General features: G+C 28.0%; 14 protein-coding genes. 6 read left to right on the forward strand and 8 right to left on the reverse strand.

The genetic code is table 4. The features are described from left to right. Nucleotides 1-56: 56 nt before the first annotated feature. The 4 genes from QJQ40_RS01460 to QJQ40_RS01475 are packed head-to-tail and all read right to left on the reverse strand — an operon-like array spanning nt 57 to nt 5,416. On the reverse strand, nt 57-998 hold the full coding sequence (locus QJQ40_RS01460) for an aromatic motif membrane protein (RefSeq protein WP_282861551.1): 942 nt from the start codon (nt 996-998) through the stop codon (nt 57-59). Next, nucleotides 985-3,045 carry an aromatic motif membrane protein gene (locus QJQ40_RS01465; RefSeq protein WP_282861552.1) on the reverse strand — a complete coding sequence of 687 codons (2,061 nt, stop codon included), beginning with the start codon at nt 3,043-3,045 and terminating at the stop codon, nt 985-987. Before QJQ40_RS01465 ends, QJQ40_RS01460 begins: the two co-directional genes overlap by 14 nt. Further along, on the reverse strand, nt 3,045-3,761 hold the full coding sequence (locus tag QJQ40_RS01470; protein ID WP_282861554.1) for an ABC transporter ATP-binding protein: 717 nt from the start codon (nt 3,759-3,761) through the stop codon (nt 3,045-3,047). Before QJQ40_RS01470 ends, QJQ40_RS01465 begins: the two co-directional genes overlap by 1 nt. Beyond that, a complete protein-coding gene (locus QJQ40_RS01475; protein ID WP_282861556.1) occupies nt 3,761-5,416 on the reverse strand; it encodes an ABC transporter permease in 1,656 nt (551 codons plus the stop codon). The genes QJQ40_RS01470 and QJQ40_RS01475 overlap by 1 nt, the downstream gene beginning before the upstream one ends. 263 nt (nt 5,417-5,679) lie before the next feature. Between QJQ40_RS01475 and QJQ40_RS01480 the strand changes: the two genes are divergently transcribed. Both QJQ40_RS01480 and ptsP read left to right on the forward strand, forming a co-directional pair. Then, on the forward strand, nt 5,680-6,594 hold the full coding sequence (locus QJQ40_RS01480) for a lactate dehydrogenase (RefSeq protein WP_282861558.1): 915 nt from the start codon (nt 5,680-5,682) through the stop codon (nt 6,592-6,594). A 71-nt stretch (nt 6,595-6,665) separates the two neighbouring features. After that, a complete protein-coding gene (gene ptsP, locus QJQ40_RS01485; protein ID WP_282861560.1) occupies nt 6,666-8,402 on the forward strand; it encodes a phosphoenolpyruvate--protein phosphotransferase in 1,737 nt (578 codons plus the stop codon). Between the two features lie 783 nt (nt 8,403-9,185). Here ptsP and QJQ40_RS01490 read toward each other — a convergent pair. Then, nucleotides 9,186-9,656 (reverse strand): hypothetical protein, encoded by a 471-nt coding sequence (locus QJQ40_RS01490; RefSeq protein ID WP_044285951.1) that lies wholly within the window; start codon nt 9,654-9,656, stop codon nt 9,186-9,188. A gap of 93 nt (nt 9,657-9,749) precedes the next feature. Between QJQ40_RS01490 and nadE the strand changes: the two genes are divergently transcribed. Both nadE and QJQ40_RS01500 read left to right on the forward strand, forming a co-directional pair. Then, nucleotides 9,750-10,490 (forward strand): NAD(+) synthase, encoded by a 741-nt coding sequence (nadE, locus tag QJQ40_RS01495; RefSeq protein ID WP_282861564.1) that lies wholly within the window; start codon nt 9,750-9,752, stop codon nt 10,488-10,490. Then, complete coding sequence (locus QJQ40_RS01500; RefSeq protein WP_282861565.1) at nt 10,491-11,219, forward strand: YebC/PmpR family DNA-binding transcriptional regulator; 729 nt, start codon at nt 10,491-10,493, stop codon at nt 11,217-11,219. A 59-nt stretch (nt 11,220-11,278) separates the two neighbouring features. Here the strand turns inward: QJQ40_RS01500 and QJQ40_RS01505 are convergent, their stop codons facing one another. Beyond that, nucleotides 11,279-13,177, reverse strand: coding sequence for an Mhp366/Mhp367 family surface (lipo)protein (locus QJQ40_RS01505; RefSeq protein ID WP_282861566.1), 1,899 nt, complete (start codon nt 13,175-13,177; stop codon nt 11,279-11,281). Between the two features lie 153 nt (nt 13,178-13,330). Continuing rightward, nucleotides 13,331-13,759, reverse strand: coding sequence for a DUF3899 domain-containing protein (locus QJQ40_RS01510; RefSeq protein WP_282861567.1), 429 nt, complete (start codon nt 13,757-13,759; stop codon nt 13,331-13,333). A gap of 297 nt (nt 13,760-14,056) precedes the next feature. Here QJQ40_RS01510 and QJQ40_RS01515 point away from each other — a divergent pair, with 297 nt between their 5' ends. Next, the gene (locus tag QJQ40_RS01515) at nt 14,057-14,929 is read left to right on the forward strand and encodes an MAGa3780 family membrane protein (RefSeq protein WP_282861568.1); all 873 of its coding nucleotides are present in this window, start codon (nt 14,057-14,059) and stop codon (nt 14,927-14,929) included. A 17-nt stretch (nt 14,930-14,946) separates the two neighbouring features. Further along, complete coding sequence (mnmA, locus tag QJQ40_RS01520) at nt 14,947-16,062, forward strand: tRNA 2-thiouridine(34) synthase MnmA (protein WP_282861569.1); 1,116 nt, start codon at nt 14,947-14,949, stop codon at nt 16,060-16,062. A gap of 602 nt (nt 16,063-16,664) precedes the next feature. Here the strand turns inward: mnmA and QJQ40_RS01525 are convergent. Next, nucleotides 16,665-17,891, reverse strand: a complete 1,227-nt coding sequence (locus tag QJQ40_RS01525) for a YbhB/YbcL family Raf kinase inhibitor-like protein (RefSeq protein WP_282861571.1) — start codon at nt 17,889-17,891, stop codon at nt 16,665-16,667. Nucleotides 17,892-17,895 lie beyond the last annotated feature (4 nt).

The raw sequence follows: 17,895 nt of genomic DNA on the forward strand, positions 1-17,895 counted from the left end.
TATACATGAAAATAAAAAAAACCAATAAAAAAATAAAATTTTTTTAATAAACTATCTTACTTTTTTTGAAAATCGACTAGAGTATAATATAAAACATTTCCGCCAAGATTTTCTTCAAAAATTAACTTTTCAACAAGAGGAACGCTAACACCTTCAACACCGCTTCGGTAGTTTGTAGTAATTCTTGCATATTCTTGTAGTGGGAATTTTTCAGTTTTTTGGCCGATAAATTTAGGGTAAATTTGAAGTCACGGACTTAAAGTTGCTTCTAAATTAAGCATTTTTTGGTTTTTGAACTCTTTTTTAATAGTTATATTAAAAATAAAATTATCTTGATTTAAAAGAAAAACTTGATAAGTTTTAGTTTCAATATTTGTCTCTGGATCAATTTCGCTCGGCGATTTTACAATTGCAATGTCAATAAATTTATTTGAATTAGGTTGATAAAAACTATTTTTTAAAGCTTCATTTCTGAGACCGATATTTAGTTCATCGTTTTGCTGCTGAAATTGGTCAATTTTTGCAAGCCCGCGGACAAAAACAGCAGAATTCAAATTTTTTAAGAGCCAAAGTCAATTGTTTTCAAATAGTTCATTAACACTAAATTTAGCTTTTTCAAACAAAACAGGATTTGAATTGCCCCTTCCAAAGCCACCAATTATTGAATCACTTGGCGAGTTGTTTATTGAGTTATAAAAACTTAAATTAAAGGCTAGATCATTCAAATAGTTATCAGAATCAATCGTTAAAATTCGGTTTATTAATTGCTCTTTTGAGTCAGCATTTTCATAAATTTTATCTAAAAGTTGATTGATGATAGTGTTTTCTAAAAAAGGTTGGGCTTTTTCTGCTTGGACTATATCATTTTTTGCAAATTTTTCGTATTTAGCTTGATAATTAGTTGGTTGACTAGTTGGCTGAGTGCAACTAGCTAAAAAACCAGCTGATAAAAATGTTAATAAGTTAACGGAAAATAGTAATTTTTTATTTTTTTTCATCTTTTTCCTTAAAAAACATTTGCGCAGGCAAATTATAACGGAATTTTTTTACAAAATCATTTTCAAAATCATGATAAGCTTCCTGAGAGGCATGATAAAGTGCTTGGTGGAAAATTTCGGTAAGAACTTTGGCCGAAATTTTATTTTTTGTTTTAGGAAAATGATATACAAAAGGATTTAGACTTACTTTTGGCTCTGAGCCTGAATTATCAACTCTTAAATTTATTAATGTGTTTTGTTTTAATATATAAAGATCTTTATAATTACTTACAAATCTTGATGTGTCACCTTCAGAAATTGACTCAAGATATTTATTTGCATAATAAAAAGGCTCGGTAAGATCTTCTTGGTCTTTAACAAGTTTTTTAAATTCATCACTGTGAGCAACTTTTATACTACCATCTTCGTTAAATTGATCAGGAAATGAGTATCATTTATAAAAATCAAGTCTAAGTTTGTCAAGTCTTTCAAGAATAAAAAGTCAGTTTGTATCAACAAAGTTTTTATATTCTTCAATTGCGGCTTCAAAATCTGGACCATCAGTATTATTTAATTTTTCTTGAATTTTTTTTCATTCAGCCTCTAATTTTTCAATGTTTTCTTTTGCATAGTAAGCATTAAAAAATTGGACTTTTTTGTTTTCATTATTTGGTCAAATAGTATGAAAAATAAAGTCAAAAACACGGCGATTATTGAATTCTTCAGCTGTTTCATTTTTTATTTTAATGTCCAATTTTTCATCAATAAATTTAGAATAATTGTCCATAAAAGCTGAATTTTTCTTTGACGGTTCTTCAGGTTTAGTACTAATATCGCTACCTTTTTCCAAATCTATTGAATATAAACTGTATTTGTGAAATTTATAAGGAGAATTAAATAAAGAAATATCAGTAGTAATATTTGAGAAAAAATTAGAGCTAGTTAGATCATTTTTTTCATTAAATAGCTGATTTTTTACAGTGTTTTCGAGATTTGCAAGATCATTTTTATACTTTTCTTCAAGTTCAGCAAGCTCTAAATTAGGATCAGAAACTTCTTGACCTGATTTTTTTTGATCAGGATTAGTATCTACGTCTTGAAAATTTGTGGCTCTAACGTTTCGTCGGGTTCCAAAAGCTCGACGATTGGTTTTTTCTATGAATTCTCTTTGTTGAGGTGTACATGCGCTTAAATTTTCAGCACTACAAAAATTGCTTTCATCCTCGTCCTCTTCGTCTTCAGAATCAAGGTTTTGGGTGCTTTGACTTTTAAATCTAGCGATTTTGTCTTGTAATTCGGCCTTTTTTTCTTCAAAATCATCGGTTAGATTTTCGCGTGCGGTCTCAAGTTTATCTTTGAAATACTTTTGTTCTTCAGTTTTTACTCAATTTTCGATGGCATTTGCAAAAGAAAAATTATCAGCAATTTGATCTTCAAGCACAAACATATTATAGTCAAGTTTTGTTTTTAACTCGTTATTAGTTTCAAAAGCGGTGAATCTAATAAATTTATTTTTGTCAAAAATCAAATAATAAACGCTATTTTTATCAAATTGATCGGCTTCTCTGTCAATTTTAACAAAATCAAAATTTTTATTTGTAATTTTGATTTTGTTATCTTTTAGCAAATTTATTTTTTCTTCATTAGCATTTTTGACAAATCTTCCGGTGTAAGGATTGAAAATAAAAGATAATTTGTCAATATTTTCAAGTAAAAAAAGTCAATTTCTTGATAAATATGAATGAATTGTAAATCGCGAATTTTCGCGTGTTTCGGTGTATTGATCTTTGAAAAAAGTAAAATATGGTCTTGAAAAAATAAGAGAATATTTTAATTCGCTAGTTAATTTTGGCAAATTTAGATTAATTTGGTTTGAAATATAGTCTTGTTTTTGAAGTTCGTTATTAGAAAAAACTGAATTAACAAATTCCTGAAATTTAAGATTTGTAAGCAATGATTTATTCTCGGGTTTTGGTTGAGATTCGTAAAAATTATAAATTCCGCTGCAAGAAATAAACAAAAAAGAGGTTGGCAGTGTAGCTAAAATCAGTAATTTTTTCTTCAACATTATTTAGTAGTCCCCGTATTTAATATATATTTTTGGTACATTTTTTGCAGATTTTCTGTTTTTTGACCACAGTAGTAAATTTGCCCTTTATTTATTAGTGTTAAACTATCAATTAAAGAATCAATTTCTTGCAAATTATGACTTGAAAGGAAAATTGTTTTTCCTTGTTTGTGTAAAATTCTAATAATTGCTAAAAATTCACTTCGCGCTGAAGGGTCTAAGTTTGAAAAAGGTTCGTCAAATATTATTAGTTCTGGATCATGAATCAAAGACTGAACAAGCATAATTTTTCTTTTTTGCCCTGAAGAAAAGTTAAATGGTTTTAATTTTGCTAAATCTTCAATTTTTAAAAGTTTTAAATAATAGTCAATTTTTTGCTTTACTAACTTAGAGTTCATTTTTGACATTAGTCCAAATTCATACAAAAATTCGTATGAATTTAACTCAGGTGGAAAAATTGAATTTTCGGGAACATAACCAATAAATTTTTTTGCTTCTGGCAGTTTATTTGAAAAATTATTAATAAGAATTGTTCCTGAAAAATTCTGATATGCATCGACAATACACTTAATAACAGTTGTTTTTCCCGCTCCGTTTTCACCAATAAAGGCATGAATTGTGTTTTTTTTAACCTTAAAAGTGACATTTTTTGCCCCTTTTTCGGATTTAGTGTAGATTTTTGTTAAATTTTTAACCTCCAAAACTCAATTTGACATTATTTATAATCCTTTCTAGTGTAAATTCGAAAGATGAAATAAACTAAAACTATTGAAATAAATGCTCAAATTATCGGGTAGAAATTTTTAATTACAACGTGATGATTAGATTTTATTTCCATAATTTGTAAAACTGGTTGGAATAAAAAGTTGTTGCTTTTTGCTAAATTAAATCTTTTTATTACTTTGTTGTCAACTAGTCTTTGTTCGGCGCTAAATGATGAAAATCCGCCGATTTGATAATTTTGTTGGTCAATTTTGACAAAAAATGGCGCTGGATCAAAATTATTTTTGTCATTTTTTAATAAATTATTAAGAACAAAGCTATTTTGTTTATTAAAATAAAGTCAATAAATGAGTGAGGTAGCCAAATATATTTTTTTCTGAACTTGGTTTTCAATTTGTGTTATGTCCGGATTTTTTGCAAGAACAACAGTTTGTTCATCAACTAAATCTAAAAGTTCTTTATCAGTTGAAATGGCCGCTGAAATTTTTTCAAGAATATCTTTTTGGGTATTTTCTTCTGTAAAGCCTTCAAAAAATGTACGCGCGTATTTGCTAAAAACCTTAGATGAAACAACTTGTTTTATTAAATTTCACTTTAATTTACCAACAAGATCAGATGTAAGCCCGAAAGTTTGGGAGTCCTGTGGAAGCATTTTATCAAAATTAGACGCATCTTCATTAGCATAAATTATTTCTCGATTTTCAAGATCTTCAAAATGTGAATCATTTTTAAGAGCTCCAGGAACTAAAATTACTTCTTGGTTATTTGAAAGTTTATATTTTTGAAGACTTGGAACTGTTGAAAGAAGATAATTTTTTTCTTTTGATTCTAAATTGTTTGCATAAATGTAATTTTTAAGAAAACTATCCTGATTTCCGGCAGCATTTTCGATTGCATCACGATCTTTTGGTTCAAAAATATTAATTAATTGGTAAGGAATTAATAAATAAGAAGCTACTTGCCAGATTTGGGCTGCAGCTGAAGAATCGTTTCAAGCTTGTTGAATATAATTTATTTGTCGATCGGTAAAATTAGGGTTATCAACTTGTTTTGGAATTATAAAAAAACGGTCTTGCTTGTCATTTAAGTAAAATTTTTCGACATCAGCAATTGTTTTTGAATCATAACCATTATGTTCTAAATTAAGAATTTCGGCAAATCTATTAATGCTTGAGGTTGAATTAAAAGCTGTTGTTGAGCCAATTAAAATAAAAGGTGCAAATGAAAAAATAGCAATAGCAAGTGATGATTTTGAACTAAATTTGTGACTAACAATTACTGTAATTCCGCCAAAAATAGTAAATGAAAAAAATGGTGATAAAAACCCAAATAATAAAGGTGTGTTGACTTGGTCAAAAAATGAATAATTAATTAAATAAAATCCTATTAATAAAAAATCAATAAAAACTGACCAAATAAGTCCGAAAAATGTTAAAAACAAGATTTTTGTCGCAATAAAATAGTGACGAGAATATGGTTTTGTGAAAGTTATTATATCAAGACTTTGAGTTGCCAAATCTTTAAAAATAGATAAAAACATATAGGATGATATAATTATTGTCAGTGAAAGATTTATAAAAAGGGTAATAAATGAAAAAAGACTAAAATTTGTCTCAGTTGCGTAAAATTTTGTAATTAAGGACAACATTACTGTTGTTAAAAAAGAAAGAATAATAAAAACATATACTGCTTTCTTTTTAAAACTTAATTTAAATAAAAATTTAAAATATTGATTTGATCTAAAAATGTTTGTTCTGACTTGTAGCAAAACGAACCTCTTCTACTTTTCTACTAATTTATAGTATAATAAAATAGTGAAAATTTAAAATTAGAGTCTAAGCTCGACTGTGTTAAATACTAACTAATTATACCACAAACTGTTAAAAAATATTTTTTACAAAAGGATAAAATATGATTATAGGACTTATCGGAGTGACAAACACTAGCATAAATTTAATTTATAACTTAATTTTGGCAAAAACAGATGTTGATTTTTTACTAATTGACGAAAATTTTATAAAAACAAATCAAATTATTAAGGAATTAAATCTAATAATAAAGCAAGGCGGATACAAAAATAAAGTATTTTTGGAAGATTATGACTCTTTAGAAAAAGCAAATATTTTGATAGTTGATCCAGCCCAAAATTTAGTTCCTGGAATGAGTCTAGTTGATCTTGCGCTTGAAAATTCAGAAAAAATTTATAAAATTGGTTATTTAGTTCGACACTCTAATTTTAACGGAATTGCTTTTGTCTTAGGTTATAACAATTCAATTTTATGTAAAATTTTTAGTTTTGCTACCGGACTTATTGGCAAAAAAGTATTTGGAATTGGCCCTAATTTAGAAAACATGCATGCAAATTTGTTTGTTAATGATTTAAATTTAAACATTGCAAAAGATAATGAATTTTTAGTATTAGGTGACCATGGTCATTCATTTTTGCTTGACTCAAACATTGAAAAAAATGAGACTACCATTGATAAAATCCGCAAAATTGATGATTATGTGGCCCAAACAAATAATGAAATACACGAAAATTTAATCAGAAAGACGCCACACAGTCGAGTTCTAGGACTAATTATCTCCAAAATTTTGCTTGATATTTTAAATCAAAGACAAAATTTTCACCTTTTAAATTGCTGAGTTGAGTCTTTTTATAATATTAGGGATGATTTTTTTTCTCTGCCTGTAAAAATCGATATTTTTGGACAAGTTAAAACAAAAGATATCAAATTAACTCAAACAGATCGTGAAAAATTAGTTAAATTTATTTGGGAAAAAAATAAACTTTTAGACCTAACAAATAAATTTTTGAGTCAATAAGATTTATTTATTTGTATTTTAGGCAAAATATTTTATAATTTAATTAATTTTTTTAAAATTGGAGGTCTATAATGTCAAAATTTCGCTCATATAAATTTAAAGGAATTGGTGCTTCTAGCGGAATATCGATAGCAAAAGTTTTTAAACTTACTGAACAAAAAATTGAAATTAGTGATGCAAAAATAACTGATATTGATGCAGAAATCAAAATTTTTCAAGACGGAGTGCGAAAATCTGTTGAACAAATTGAAAAAATTAAAAAATTAGCAACTAAACTTAATCAAGACGAACTTGAAATTCTTGATGCTCATATTTTAATTGCAACTGATCCGGTTTTGGAAGATGATACAATTAATATGATAAAAAGTGGATATTCAGCTGCATATTCCCTAAAAGAAACAGCAAAAAATCATACTAATTTTTTACTTGAAACTGGTGATGAATATTTAATGGGTAGAGCGGTTGATATTAAAGATGCTTCACAAAGAATAATAAAAAACATCCTAAATTTGGAAATAATTGATCTTAGTGCGATTGATGAAGATGTAATTATTGTTGCTGATGATTTAAAACCTTCTGATACTGCTCAATTAAATGAATATGTTAAAGGTTTTGCCACAAATATTGGTTCAAAAACATCTCACTCCGCAATAATGGCACGAAGTCTGGAAATTCCTGCAATTTTAGGTATTGGCGATATCCTTGAAAAGGCTGAAGCTGGCGATATTTTAGCAATTAACGGTGATCTTGGACAAGGAATTCTTAACCCAAGTGAAAGTGAAATTAAAGAATTTGAAATTTTAAAACAAGAATACGAAAATGAAAAAGCAAAACTTCAAGACTATTTAAATAAAGAATCAAAAAGCGCTGACGGGAAAAAAGTTGTAATTGCTGCAAATATTGGTTCAGTTGATGATTCATATGCTGCAAAAAAAGTAAATGCTGATGAAATTGGTCTTTTCCGCTCTGAATTTTTATATATGGATAACCAAAATTGGCCAACTGAAGATGAGCAGTTTTTTAGCTATAAAGCCGTACTTGAAAGTCAAAACCCTAAAAAAGTTGTTGTCAGAACGCTTGATATTGGTGGTGATAAAACCTTAAAATACTTTGATTTTGCAAAAGAAATGAATCCTTTTTTAGGATATCGTGCAATTCGTTTGTCACTTGATAAGACTGATATTTTTAAAACTCAACTTCGGGCATTAGTCCGGGCATCTGAATTTGGAAATTTAGCAATTATGTTTCCAATGGTTGCAACTCTTGATGAATTTTTTGCCGCAAAAGCTATTTTTGAGCAAGTTTATCAAGAAGTTAGTCAAGAAAATCCGAAAGTTGCAAAACGTGAAGATATAAAAATTGGTATTATGATTGAAATTCCAATTTCAGCAATTCATGCTGATCAATTTGCAAAATATGTTGATTTTTTCTCAATTGGAACTAACGACCTAATCCAATATTCCTTTGCCGCTGATCGAATGAATGAAAAAGTTGCCTATTTATACCAAACTTTAAACCCTGGGCTTTTAAAATTAATCAAAATGGCAATTGATGCAGCTCATAAACACAGAAAATGAATTGGAATGTGTGGTGAAATGGCCGGTGATATCAATGCTGTTCCACTTTTATTAGGTCTTGGTCTTGATGAATTTTCAGTTTCAACAAGTAGTGTTTTAAAAGTAAAGAAACTAATTTCTGACCTAAATTACGAGCAAATGGTTAAAATTGCAAATGAAGCCTTGCAATTTGATACCGAAAGTGAAGTAGTAAAATATCTTGAATCTTTAAATTTAATAAGACATAAATAATTTCCAATATTATTCAATTAAAATAAAAAGGTGAAATTTCACCTTTTTATTTTCCCGAGTTTCACAGTTTGATGAGATAATCTTAAAACTGGTCCGTTTTTGGGTACTTTTTAACTTTTTTGGCAACAGTTAATTACCTATTTTAAAACACCGGTAAAAATCAATTTATGGATAAAATAACAAAAATCATAAAAAAATACAACTACTATTTAAACTCAATGCAAAAAGAAAACTCGTTTTTATTTGCAGCGAGCCTAAAAAAATATATGAAGTTTTGAAAGAACAATAATTAAAAGCCATAAATTTAGAGATTTCTAAACGGTTAAATTTAAGGCATTCCATCATATTTAAAAATATAATGGATAATTCGCATTTTGTGATTTTTTTATGGCAAAAACATTCTTAATTCCCCCTTAATTCAATATCAAACTTATTAATTTATTCTTAGTGAGTGTTATTATAACATAATTTTATTTTAAGCCAAATATTTTTTTTTTTTTTTTTGCAAAAGCTTGATTTTAAAATAATAAAAATTAAGGTTTTATCGTCAAAAAACACGGATTTACCGGCATTTTTGCGTATTTATATTCACTAAAAAGCCAATTTTTGCCATCAAACTTTCAAACCTGGATACCGAAAGTGAAGTAGTAAAATATTTTGAATCTTTAGATTTAATAAGACATAAATAATTTCCAATATTATTCAATTAAAATAAAAAGGTGAAATTTCACCCTTTTTATTTTAATTTTTAAAAAAAACTTTTTTCTTATGTATTATAAAAACTTAATCAAGACAATCTTCAATAATTTCTTTTTCTGACTTTGAAATAAATGATCTAAGCATAATAAGATAAATTATATTAATTCAACCAACAAAAATTGCGAGAATAGAAAGTACGTAAATTCCCTGAAACTTTGAAACAAGGTGAACATTTTTTAGGTTCATTCGTCTTGGTAGATCATGTAATTTAAAAGGGGAAATAATTAATAAAATTAAGTAAACAAGTGATATTATACTCCAAAAAACAGTCGTTAGAATTCCAATCGTGGTTCCTCCAAGAAGTGCTGTAATGATAGCTTTTCTACTCTCTTCTGGGTTGGTGTTAATCTGACCCACAGCACCAATAATTCCGGCAATAAATACAATAAATGCTATAGTACCTAAAGCAAATTTAACTATACGAACAATTAATAATTTATTTACTCATGATTTAGTTGATTTTAATAATTGAGCGGCATCGTATTGATACGTCATTTATATCCTCCTGCAAAAATTGTATATTTTATATGAAATTTTATACTAAAAAATTATTTTTGTGATATAATTATACAAGAAATTATTCTAATTATGAAAAATAATGCACAAATAAATAATTATATAAATTATATTATAGAATGAATTCGCCAAGAAGTAAAAAAAGCAAATAAAAAAGGCGTGATTTTTGGTATTTCTGGTGGAGTTGACTCTGCACTTGTTGCGTTTTTAGGAAAAGAAGCTTTCCCTAATTCGCATTTAGGTCTTATTATGCCGATTCGTGATATGAGCGGTGATAAAACTGATATTGACCAATTAGTTAAAAAATTTAAAATTTCCACTAAAGAAATTAACTTAAGTTCAACTTTCCAGAACTTAAAAGATTTATTTAATCTTAAAAATCAACTGGCAAATTACAATATTCAACCTCGCCTTCGCATGATTAGTTTATATGCTTTTGCTCAAGAATTGGACTATTTAGTTCTTGGGACTGATAATTTTTCTGAAATGTATCTTGGCTATTTTACAAAATACGGTGATGGTGGCGTGGATTTATTACCAATTGTTAATTTAACAAAAATGCAAGTTTATCAAATCAGTGAACAAATTGGAATTCCAGATTCAATAATTCAAAAATCCCCAAGCGCAAATCTTTGAGATAACCAAAAAGATGAAGATGAATTAGGTTTTACTTATAAAGATTTAGATTTATTTTTTACAGATCCAAATTTAGTTAGTGATCAAGTAAGAGTAAAAATTGAAAAATTACACAATTTAAGCGCCCACAAACGTAATCCACTGCCAAGACCTGCAAAAAAATTAGGAGATTTTTAAATGGCTGGTCATTCAAAATGAGCTAATATAAAGCACCGAAAAGGTGCCCAAGATGCCCTAAAAGCAAAGATTTTTAACAAATTTTCAAAAGAAATTATGGTCTCAGTAGCAAAAGGCGGACCTGATCCTAATTCTAATCCGTCTTTAAGACTTATTATTTCTAAAGCACGAGCAAAATCAATGCCAAAATCAAACATTGAAAAAGCAATTGCCAAAGGCCAAGGAGCAACTAGCGAGGGTCAAACTTTTAAAGAAATAATTTATTCTGGAACTTTATCAAACGGAATTAGCCTAATTGTCACAATTTTAACTGATAATGTTAATCGATCAGTTTCATCACTTCAAGCACTTTTTCGGCGTGCAAATGGGCAAATTGGAAAACAGAATTCAATTCCTTATTTATTTGAACAAAAAGGTTATCTTGAAATTGACAAAACTGATCAAATAAATGGCGATGATCTTATGATGTTTGTTCTTGAAAATGGTGGTGATGATTTTCAAGAAGATGAAGAAAGTTACTTAATATATTGCGAACCACGCGCAATTCAGGACTTAAAATCAGCAATTGAAAACAATTTTAGTGTGAATTTTAGCGCTGTTGAAATTAGTTATTTCCCTAATTCTTGGGTTGAACTTGATCAAGAAGGTACTGAAAAAATACTAAATCAAATTGATAATTTTCTTGAAGATGACGATATTCAAAATGTTTATCACAATCTAAAAGTTTAAAAAAAATTTTTTTAAGACAAAAATAGGAAGCACATATATGCTTCCTATTTTTTAAAATTTTATTTTTTATTATAATAAAATTTTTTAATTTCTGTGACTAAATCGATTTTATCATTTCGAAATAAAATACCTGTAGTCATATGTGATGTTAAATTGTTTTGATCGTAGTAAAGTTTTTTTTGATTTTTTGCCAGAGTAATTAACTGATTTATGAAAATTAATTCGCCATTTGTGTTATAAACTCCAGAACCAGAAGCTCCAGGACCGTTTGTTACAAAAAAACTAGGGGCGCCATTTTTAATATAAACACCTTTAAACATGTTTTTTGAAAATGCAAACCCAGGTCAAAAGCCGCCAATTTTAGTTGTATAGTCAATTTCGCCATTTTTTCATGATTTTTCACTAATTTTTAGCGGTGGAAACTGTTGAACATGATCTCAGAAATTAGAAAATTTTTGAAATTGACTGGTAAATCTATTCACATCGTCTTCAAAAGTTTTACCATTCGAATAACGAAAGGAAGATAAAAGTCACCCTTTATGTTTTTGGTAAAAATCAAATATGTCTTGAATATCTTTTCTAAATTTCGCATGGTTAAAGTAAAATATGCCTACATCCTTGCCAAAATTGTTGAAATTTTTTGCTTCTCGGAAATATCTTCTGTGCAAATTAGTGCTAAATTGACTTAATTCTCTTACGTTAGCTGGTTTGATATAGATTGAACTATTTCTTGGAATTCTATTATATCTTTTTCTTAATTGCTCAATTTGTTTGTCATATTCATTTTTTATTCAAAATAAACTTAACATTCCAGAATTAGCTAAAGAACTAAGGGTATTAACATTATCATTAAAATAAAAACGCATGAAAGGATAAGCCATTAATTCTCAAAATGGTCTTTGATTAATATATAAAACATGTTTATTTGTTAAAAAAACGCTTTCGCCTTTGTGAGAATCAAGCAATATGGCAGTTCCGGTTGAAAATCTTATATTTCTTTGAAAAATATCTTTGTATCTTTGATCTGAATAGTCAAGTGATCTAAAACCAAAATAATCAGGTTTAAAATTATTTTTTCGAAAACGAGGATTAAAGTAACCAAAATAAGTTTTCCTTGCATCTTCGTTTTTGGAAAGACTGCCTGTATTTATTTTATCAAGTCAATAAATATTCAAGTTTTCATTTTTTTCGCCAAGATAATGATCATCATTTTCTTGTTTTATCACATTTGGGTTTAGTGCAAAAGGTTCATATAAATAACTATTACCTCGAACTTTATTAGTTTCATCAAATCCGATTTTTTGCGCGGGTTTACCGTCATAATTGCTTAGTTTTGAAAATTCTAACTTCTCATTTATTATCGGTGTTTTTTCAACAGGTGAATTTTCAACAACTTGGCTTATTTCTGAATTTACCAGCGGAATTTGTTCGAGATTTGGCTCAGGTTTTTGCTCAAGTATTTGCTCAAGTTTTGGATCAAGCTCAACCTTAGGCTCAGGCTTTGGTTCCAGCTTTGGCTTTGGTTTAGGTTGATTTGATTTGACTAATGATTCTAATGATGAAAAATTTAAATTGTCGATTTGACTTTTATTTAAAGACGGATTTTGAATTGTTGATATTGATGAATTTGTTAAATTATGATTATTTTTAGAAGTAGAATTTTCAGCGATACGGTTATTATTTTCACGGGTTAATGGTGAATCATTATTCGAATCATTTATTGTTTTGATATTTCCAATTGGATTCAAATTTTGAGTAATTTGTGCCAAATCATTTTTTGGAGTTTGTAATTCTGGTAAAATTTGATTTTTTGGCTGATTTTCTTCAGTAATTGCTGGATTTTTAGCACTTTCATCCTTATTTTTTCTATCTTGGAAAGGTATAAAATTAGTGCATGAAATTACAAAAAAATTAACCAAAAGCAAAGGTGCTAAAGATTTGAAAAATTTAAATTTCATAACTAAACCGCCCTTCTCCTTATTCGACAATCAATTTATAATATATAAATTATAGCAAAAAATATGTCAAAAAAATAAATATTATTATATTTGAGGTTAAAGGCAAGAATATTCGATATTTAGTTAAAAACGATTAAAAAAGATTTTAAATTTTTAAGAGTTAATAATTAAAAATGGTAAAGCGATAATTAAAAGCACAAAACCAACAACAAATCCCAGAAAAATTGGTAGAATAGATAGCTCTTTTTGTTTTTGTTTGACAAAATTATAATCAATTTTTGGACTAACAGGTTTAAATCCCCGTTTTTCTAACATCCTATTTTGCGATTGAATTCGCCATTTATGATAAGAAATTGAAAAACTACTAAATAAACCAAGTCTTAATACCGTTGCAAGAACTGAAATTGAAATTGATAAAAGTCCCAAAATTGAAACTACGTCATATCAAACTTTTTCTTGAACAAAACCCATCACAAAACCAATAATAGCTAAAAATAATGCTCAAAGAATCAAAGCTAAAATTGAACGTTTCTGGATTTTCCGTCTGAAAATAGCGCTGTAAAAAAACGAAAAAATAAACATGATAATAAACCGTCAAATTTAAGTAAAATAATTTTAAATATATTATATACTAAAAATTGATTTTTTTATTTTTAAACGGTTAATAGTCAAATTATTTTTTTGCCATTTTTGTAAAATGGTTGTTTCATTTTAGTTTTAGTGCTCAGTCTTTTAGGAAATACTGAATAAAATTATATATTTTATATATTTATAGTCTAAACAATAACAAATTTTATAATTTGGTAAAATGCTAAAAAATTATAAAAACTTTTAACCATTTTTTACTAATTATAATATAATTTTATATATTATTTAGTCATGATAGAAAATAACGATACTTACCTAGCAACAAAATTTGATCATTTTTCCAATTGAAAAAAAGAACGAAAGATTTCATTAATTTTTTCTTTACTTATTATTTCAATTACAGTTTCGCTAATCGGATATTCAATGATTGAAAACCGTAGCGAATTTGTTCTTGACAGATATTATTTTATAAGCTTTACTAATTATTTTCAAAATTTTAGTGCCTTTTTTTACTTGACCTACCAGTCAAACTTAATTTACGGAATTACCTTATTTACGTTTGTCCTTAACGCAACTCAACGAAAATTTCAAATTTTATTTGTTTTTACAGTAATTTTAACAATTGTTTTGATTGTTTTTTGATCTATATTGGCTTGAAATTTAAATTTGACTTGATCAGTTTTAGCAACAACATCAACTGTCCATTTTTTTCATCCAGTTTTTGCAATATTTGTACTCTTTTGGTATCGAAAACAATTTTCAGTTAGTAAATTAGGTTTAGGTTTAGGGGTTATTTATTCAGTTTGTTATTATATTTTTTGTGTGCTTCTGTATTTTTTCACACTTAGACAATGAGTTGCGCCTGAAATTAAAAAAGTTGGAGCTCAAGAAATAAAAAATATGGTATTTTTTTACACAGGTTTAACTATTTATCCATTTGTAAATTTCTTACATCCATTTTTTTATTCAGGAAACAGCCACTCAGTCGTAATTTTGTTAAACTTGTTAATGGCTTCTTCGGTTGTTTTTCTTCCATATATGATTTCGCTTTTTTATATTAATATTTTTGGAATTAAAGCAACAAATTGGCGTTTGACTCGAGAAATGAAATCGATTTCTAGACGTTTAAAAGCATTTTTCTGAGTTTCCAAACCAAAAAATTAGGAGTAATTTGTTAAAAAGTGGCTAAAATTGTTGTTGGTCTTTCAGGCGGCGTTGATTCTGCGGTTAGCGCATACCTTCTAAAAAAACAAGGGCATGAAGTTATTTGTGTCTTTATGAGAAATTGAGATTCTGACCTTAACAATGATTTTTTAGGTCAGAAAAATTTAGGCGACAATCATATTTGTCCGCAAGAGCAAGATTGGCAGGATGCAAAAAAAGTGGCAGAGCAACTAAATTTGCCAATTTTCCGTGTAGATTTTGTAAAACAATATTGAGATGAAGTTTTTAGCGATCTAATTCAAAAGTACAAATCCGGTTTAACTCCAAATCCTGACATTTTGTGTAACAAAAACATAAAATTCAAACATTTTCTTGATTATGCAATTAATGTTCATCAAGCCGATTTTATTGCAATGGGTCACTATGCAAAAACAAAAAACGGAAATTTGTTTACTCCAAAAGACAAAAATAAAGATCAAACTTATTTTTTAGGACAACTTTCAAAAGATCAGCTAAAAAAAACAATTTTCCCGCTTGCCGATTATTTAAAAAGTGAAGTTAGAGAAATTGCCAAAAATTTAGAGCTAATGAATGCAACAAAAAAAGACTCAACTGGAATTTGCTTCATTGGTGAAAGAAAATTTACTGATTTTCTCCAAAATTATATTCCTGCTCAACCTGGTCCAATCGTCGATATTACCACAAATGAAATTATCGGAAAACATATTGGAATTATGTATTTTACAATTGGGCAACGAAAAGGTTTTGGCCTAAGCGGAATGAATGAACCTTATTTTGTTGTTGGTCACAATCTTCAAGAAAAAATTTTGTATGCGGCTCCATCAAGTCAAAAAATTTGACTTGAATCAAACCAGCTTTTAGCAACTAATGCTAATTTTTTGACAGAAAATTTTCCACTTGAAAATTTAAAAGCCAAATTTCGCTACCGTCAAGAATTTGTTGAGGTTAATATCAAAATAATTGACCATAATTCTTTTTATGTTTATTATCAAAATTATACTGCAGTAACGCCTGGCCAACAAGTTGTGATTTATTCTCAAGATCAAGTTGTTTTAGCTGGCGAAATATCACTTATTTTCCGTGATGGCAAAAAACTTGATTATTTAAGTTAAAAAATCACGAGTTTCCCGGTTTGTTGAGATAATCTTAAAAAGTGTCCAGTTTTTCAGGATTTTTTAACTAAAAAAGCAAAATTATAAAATATTTAAACTACTTTTTTTAGTTAAAACACTGACAAAAACATAAAAAAATACAACTGCTACTTAAACTCAATGCAAATAGAAAACTCGTTTTTATTTGCAGCGAGCCTAAAAAACATATGAAGTTTTGAAAGAACAATAATTAAAAGCCATAAATTTGTAGATTTCTAAACGGTCAAATTTAAGGCATTCCATCATATTTAAAAATATAATGGATAATCCGTGCTGTCTGATTTTTTTTTAGACAAAAAACATAACTCATTCCTCCCTAATTCAATACCAAATTTATTAATTATTCTTAAGTGAGTCTTATTATAACATAACTTTATTTTAGGCAAAGCGTTTTTTTTTTTTTTTTGCAAATGGTTAATTTTAAAATAATAAAAATTAAGATTTTAGCATAAAAAATACCCGTAAATCCGGGTCTTTTTGAATATTTATATTCACTAAAAAGTGAATTTTTGCCATCAAACTGGCAAACTGAGGAAAAACTTGATTATTTAGGCTAAAAAAAATTAAATTAATTTAAAAAAAGTACGATTATAGCCAATAACTTTTCCTTTTATCGCGCTAAGAACCTCAAATGATGTCAAAGGTTTATTTAAATTTCGCGCAATTTGACTCCAGTCAATTACTTGATTAAGCCCAAAAATTTCAAGTTGGTATTTTCCTTGGCCGTTTGTAAGACCAGGAAGATAAATAACTCCGTATTTTGCTTTAATAAATTCAAATTTTTCTGAGGAATCTAGGTTGATTTTTTTAGCAATTGAATCAGCACAAAATGATCCAAAACTATTAAAAACAGGAATATCACTATCAAAAAGATCAAAACTATTTTTTCCAGCACTTAAAGTCGTTTTATAATCATCAGTTTTTTTGATAATTCCAACCCGATTTCAGACATTTAGTCCAACTCCGAGCGAAAAATTTTCGGCAAAACTAGTTATAATTATAGCATATTCTTTAATTTTATTAGATTCAGAATAAATTTCAATGTCAAAATTACGGGCGCTAAAAAATGGGCTTGTGCCTTGTTTGCCTAAAAATTCGATATCTAAAAGATGATAATCATTTTCTCTGGCAATTAGTGCTGATGAGCTAAAATTTATCGGTAAAAAATCAAGAAAAAAATTTTGCTCTTCTTTGGCCAGTGGTGCGTTTAGCTCACTTTTGGAAATCTGTTTTTTTACAAGCAAATTGTTTTCAATTTTTCCATGAGAACGGTATAAAAATGAGCTAATTCCAAAATCAAGGACATGATTTTTAATTAATTCAAGAAAATCATCGTAAAACAGAGGCTTATTTTTTAAATCCTCAGGAATTATATTTTCAACATCAAGGGCAAAAACCTCGAGTCGATAGTTATGATCATTAGCTGGCGGCAGTGGTCCAAAATAGACTCCATCAGGATGAGGTCGATAAAATGAATCAAGTAAATAATTATTTGCATGACGGGTCATTGAATTTTCAAATTGATACATTTTATCTTGGCGCGAAAAGGAGTCATCTCATTTTAGCTTGTTTTTTTTGATATTGGCCGCAACTCAGTGAATAAAAACAAAACCTAATTCAGCAGTTGCTTCGTAGTCAATTAAAGTCAGGGCGTATGATTTTGCGCCTTTAACTTTGTCTCATTTTATGGGAAAACTTACCGAATTAGGGTATTTTTTGCCTAAATTGCCATTACCAAATTGGGTGTCTAAAACGCCATTTTTAACATCAGGGATATAAATTTTTATCATATTT

It is taken from the genome of Mesomycoplasma ovipneumoniae, assembly GCF_030012565.1.
GTDB lineage: Bacteria > Bacillota_I > Bacilli_A > Mycoplasmatales > Metamycoplasmataceae > Mesomycoplasma > Mesomycoplasma ovipneumoniae_D.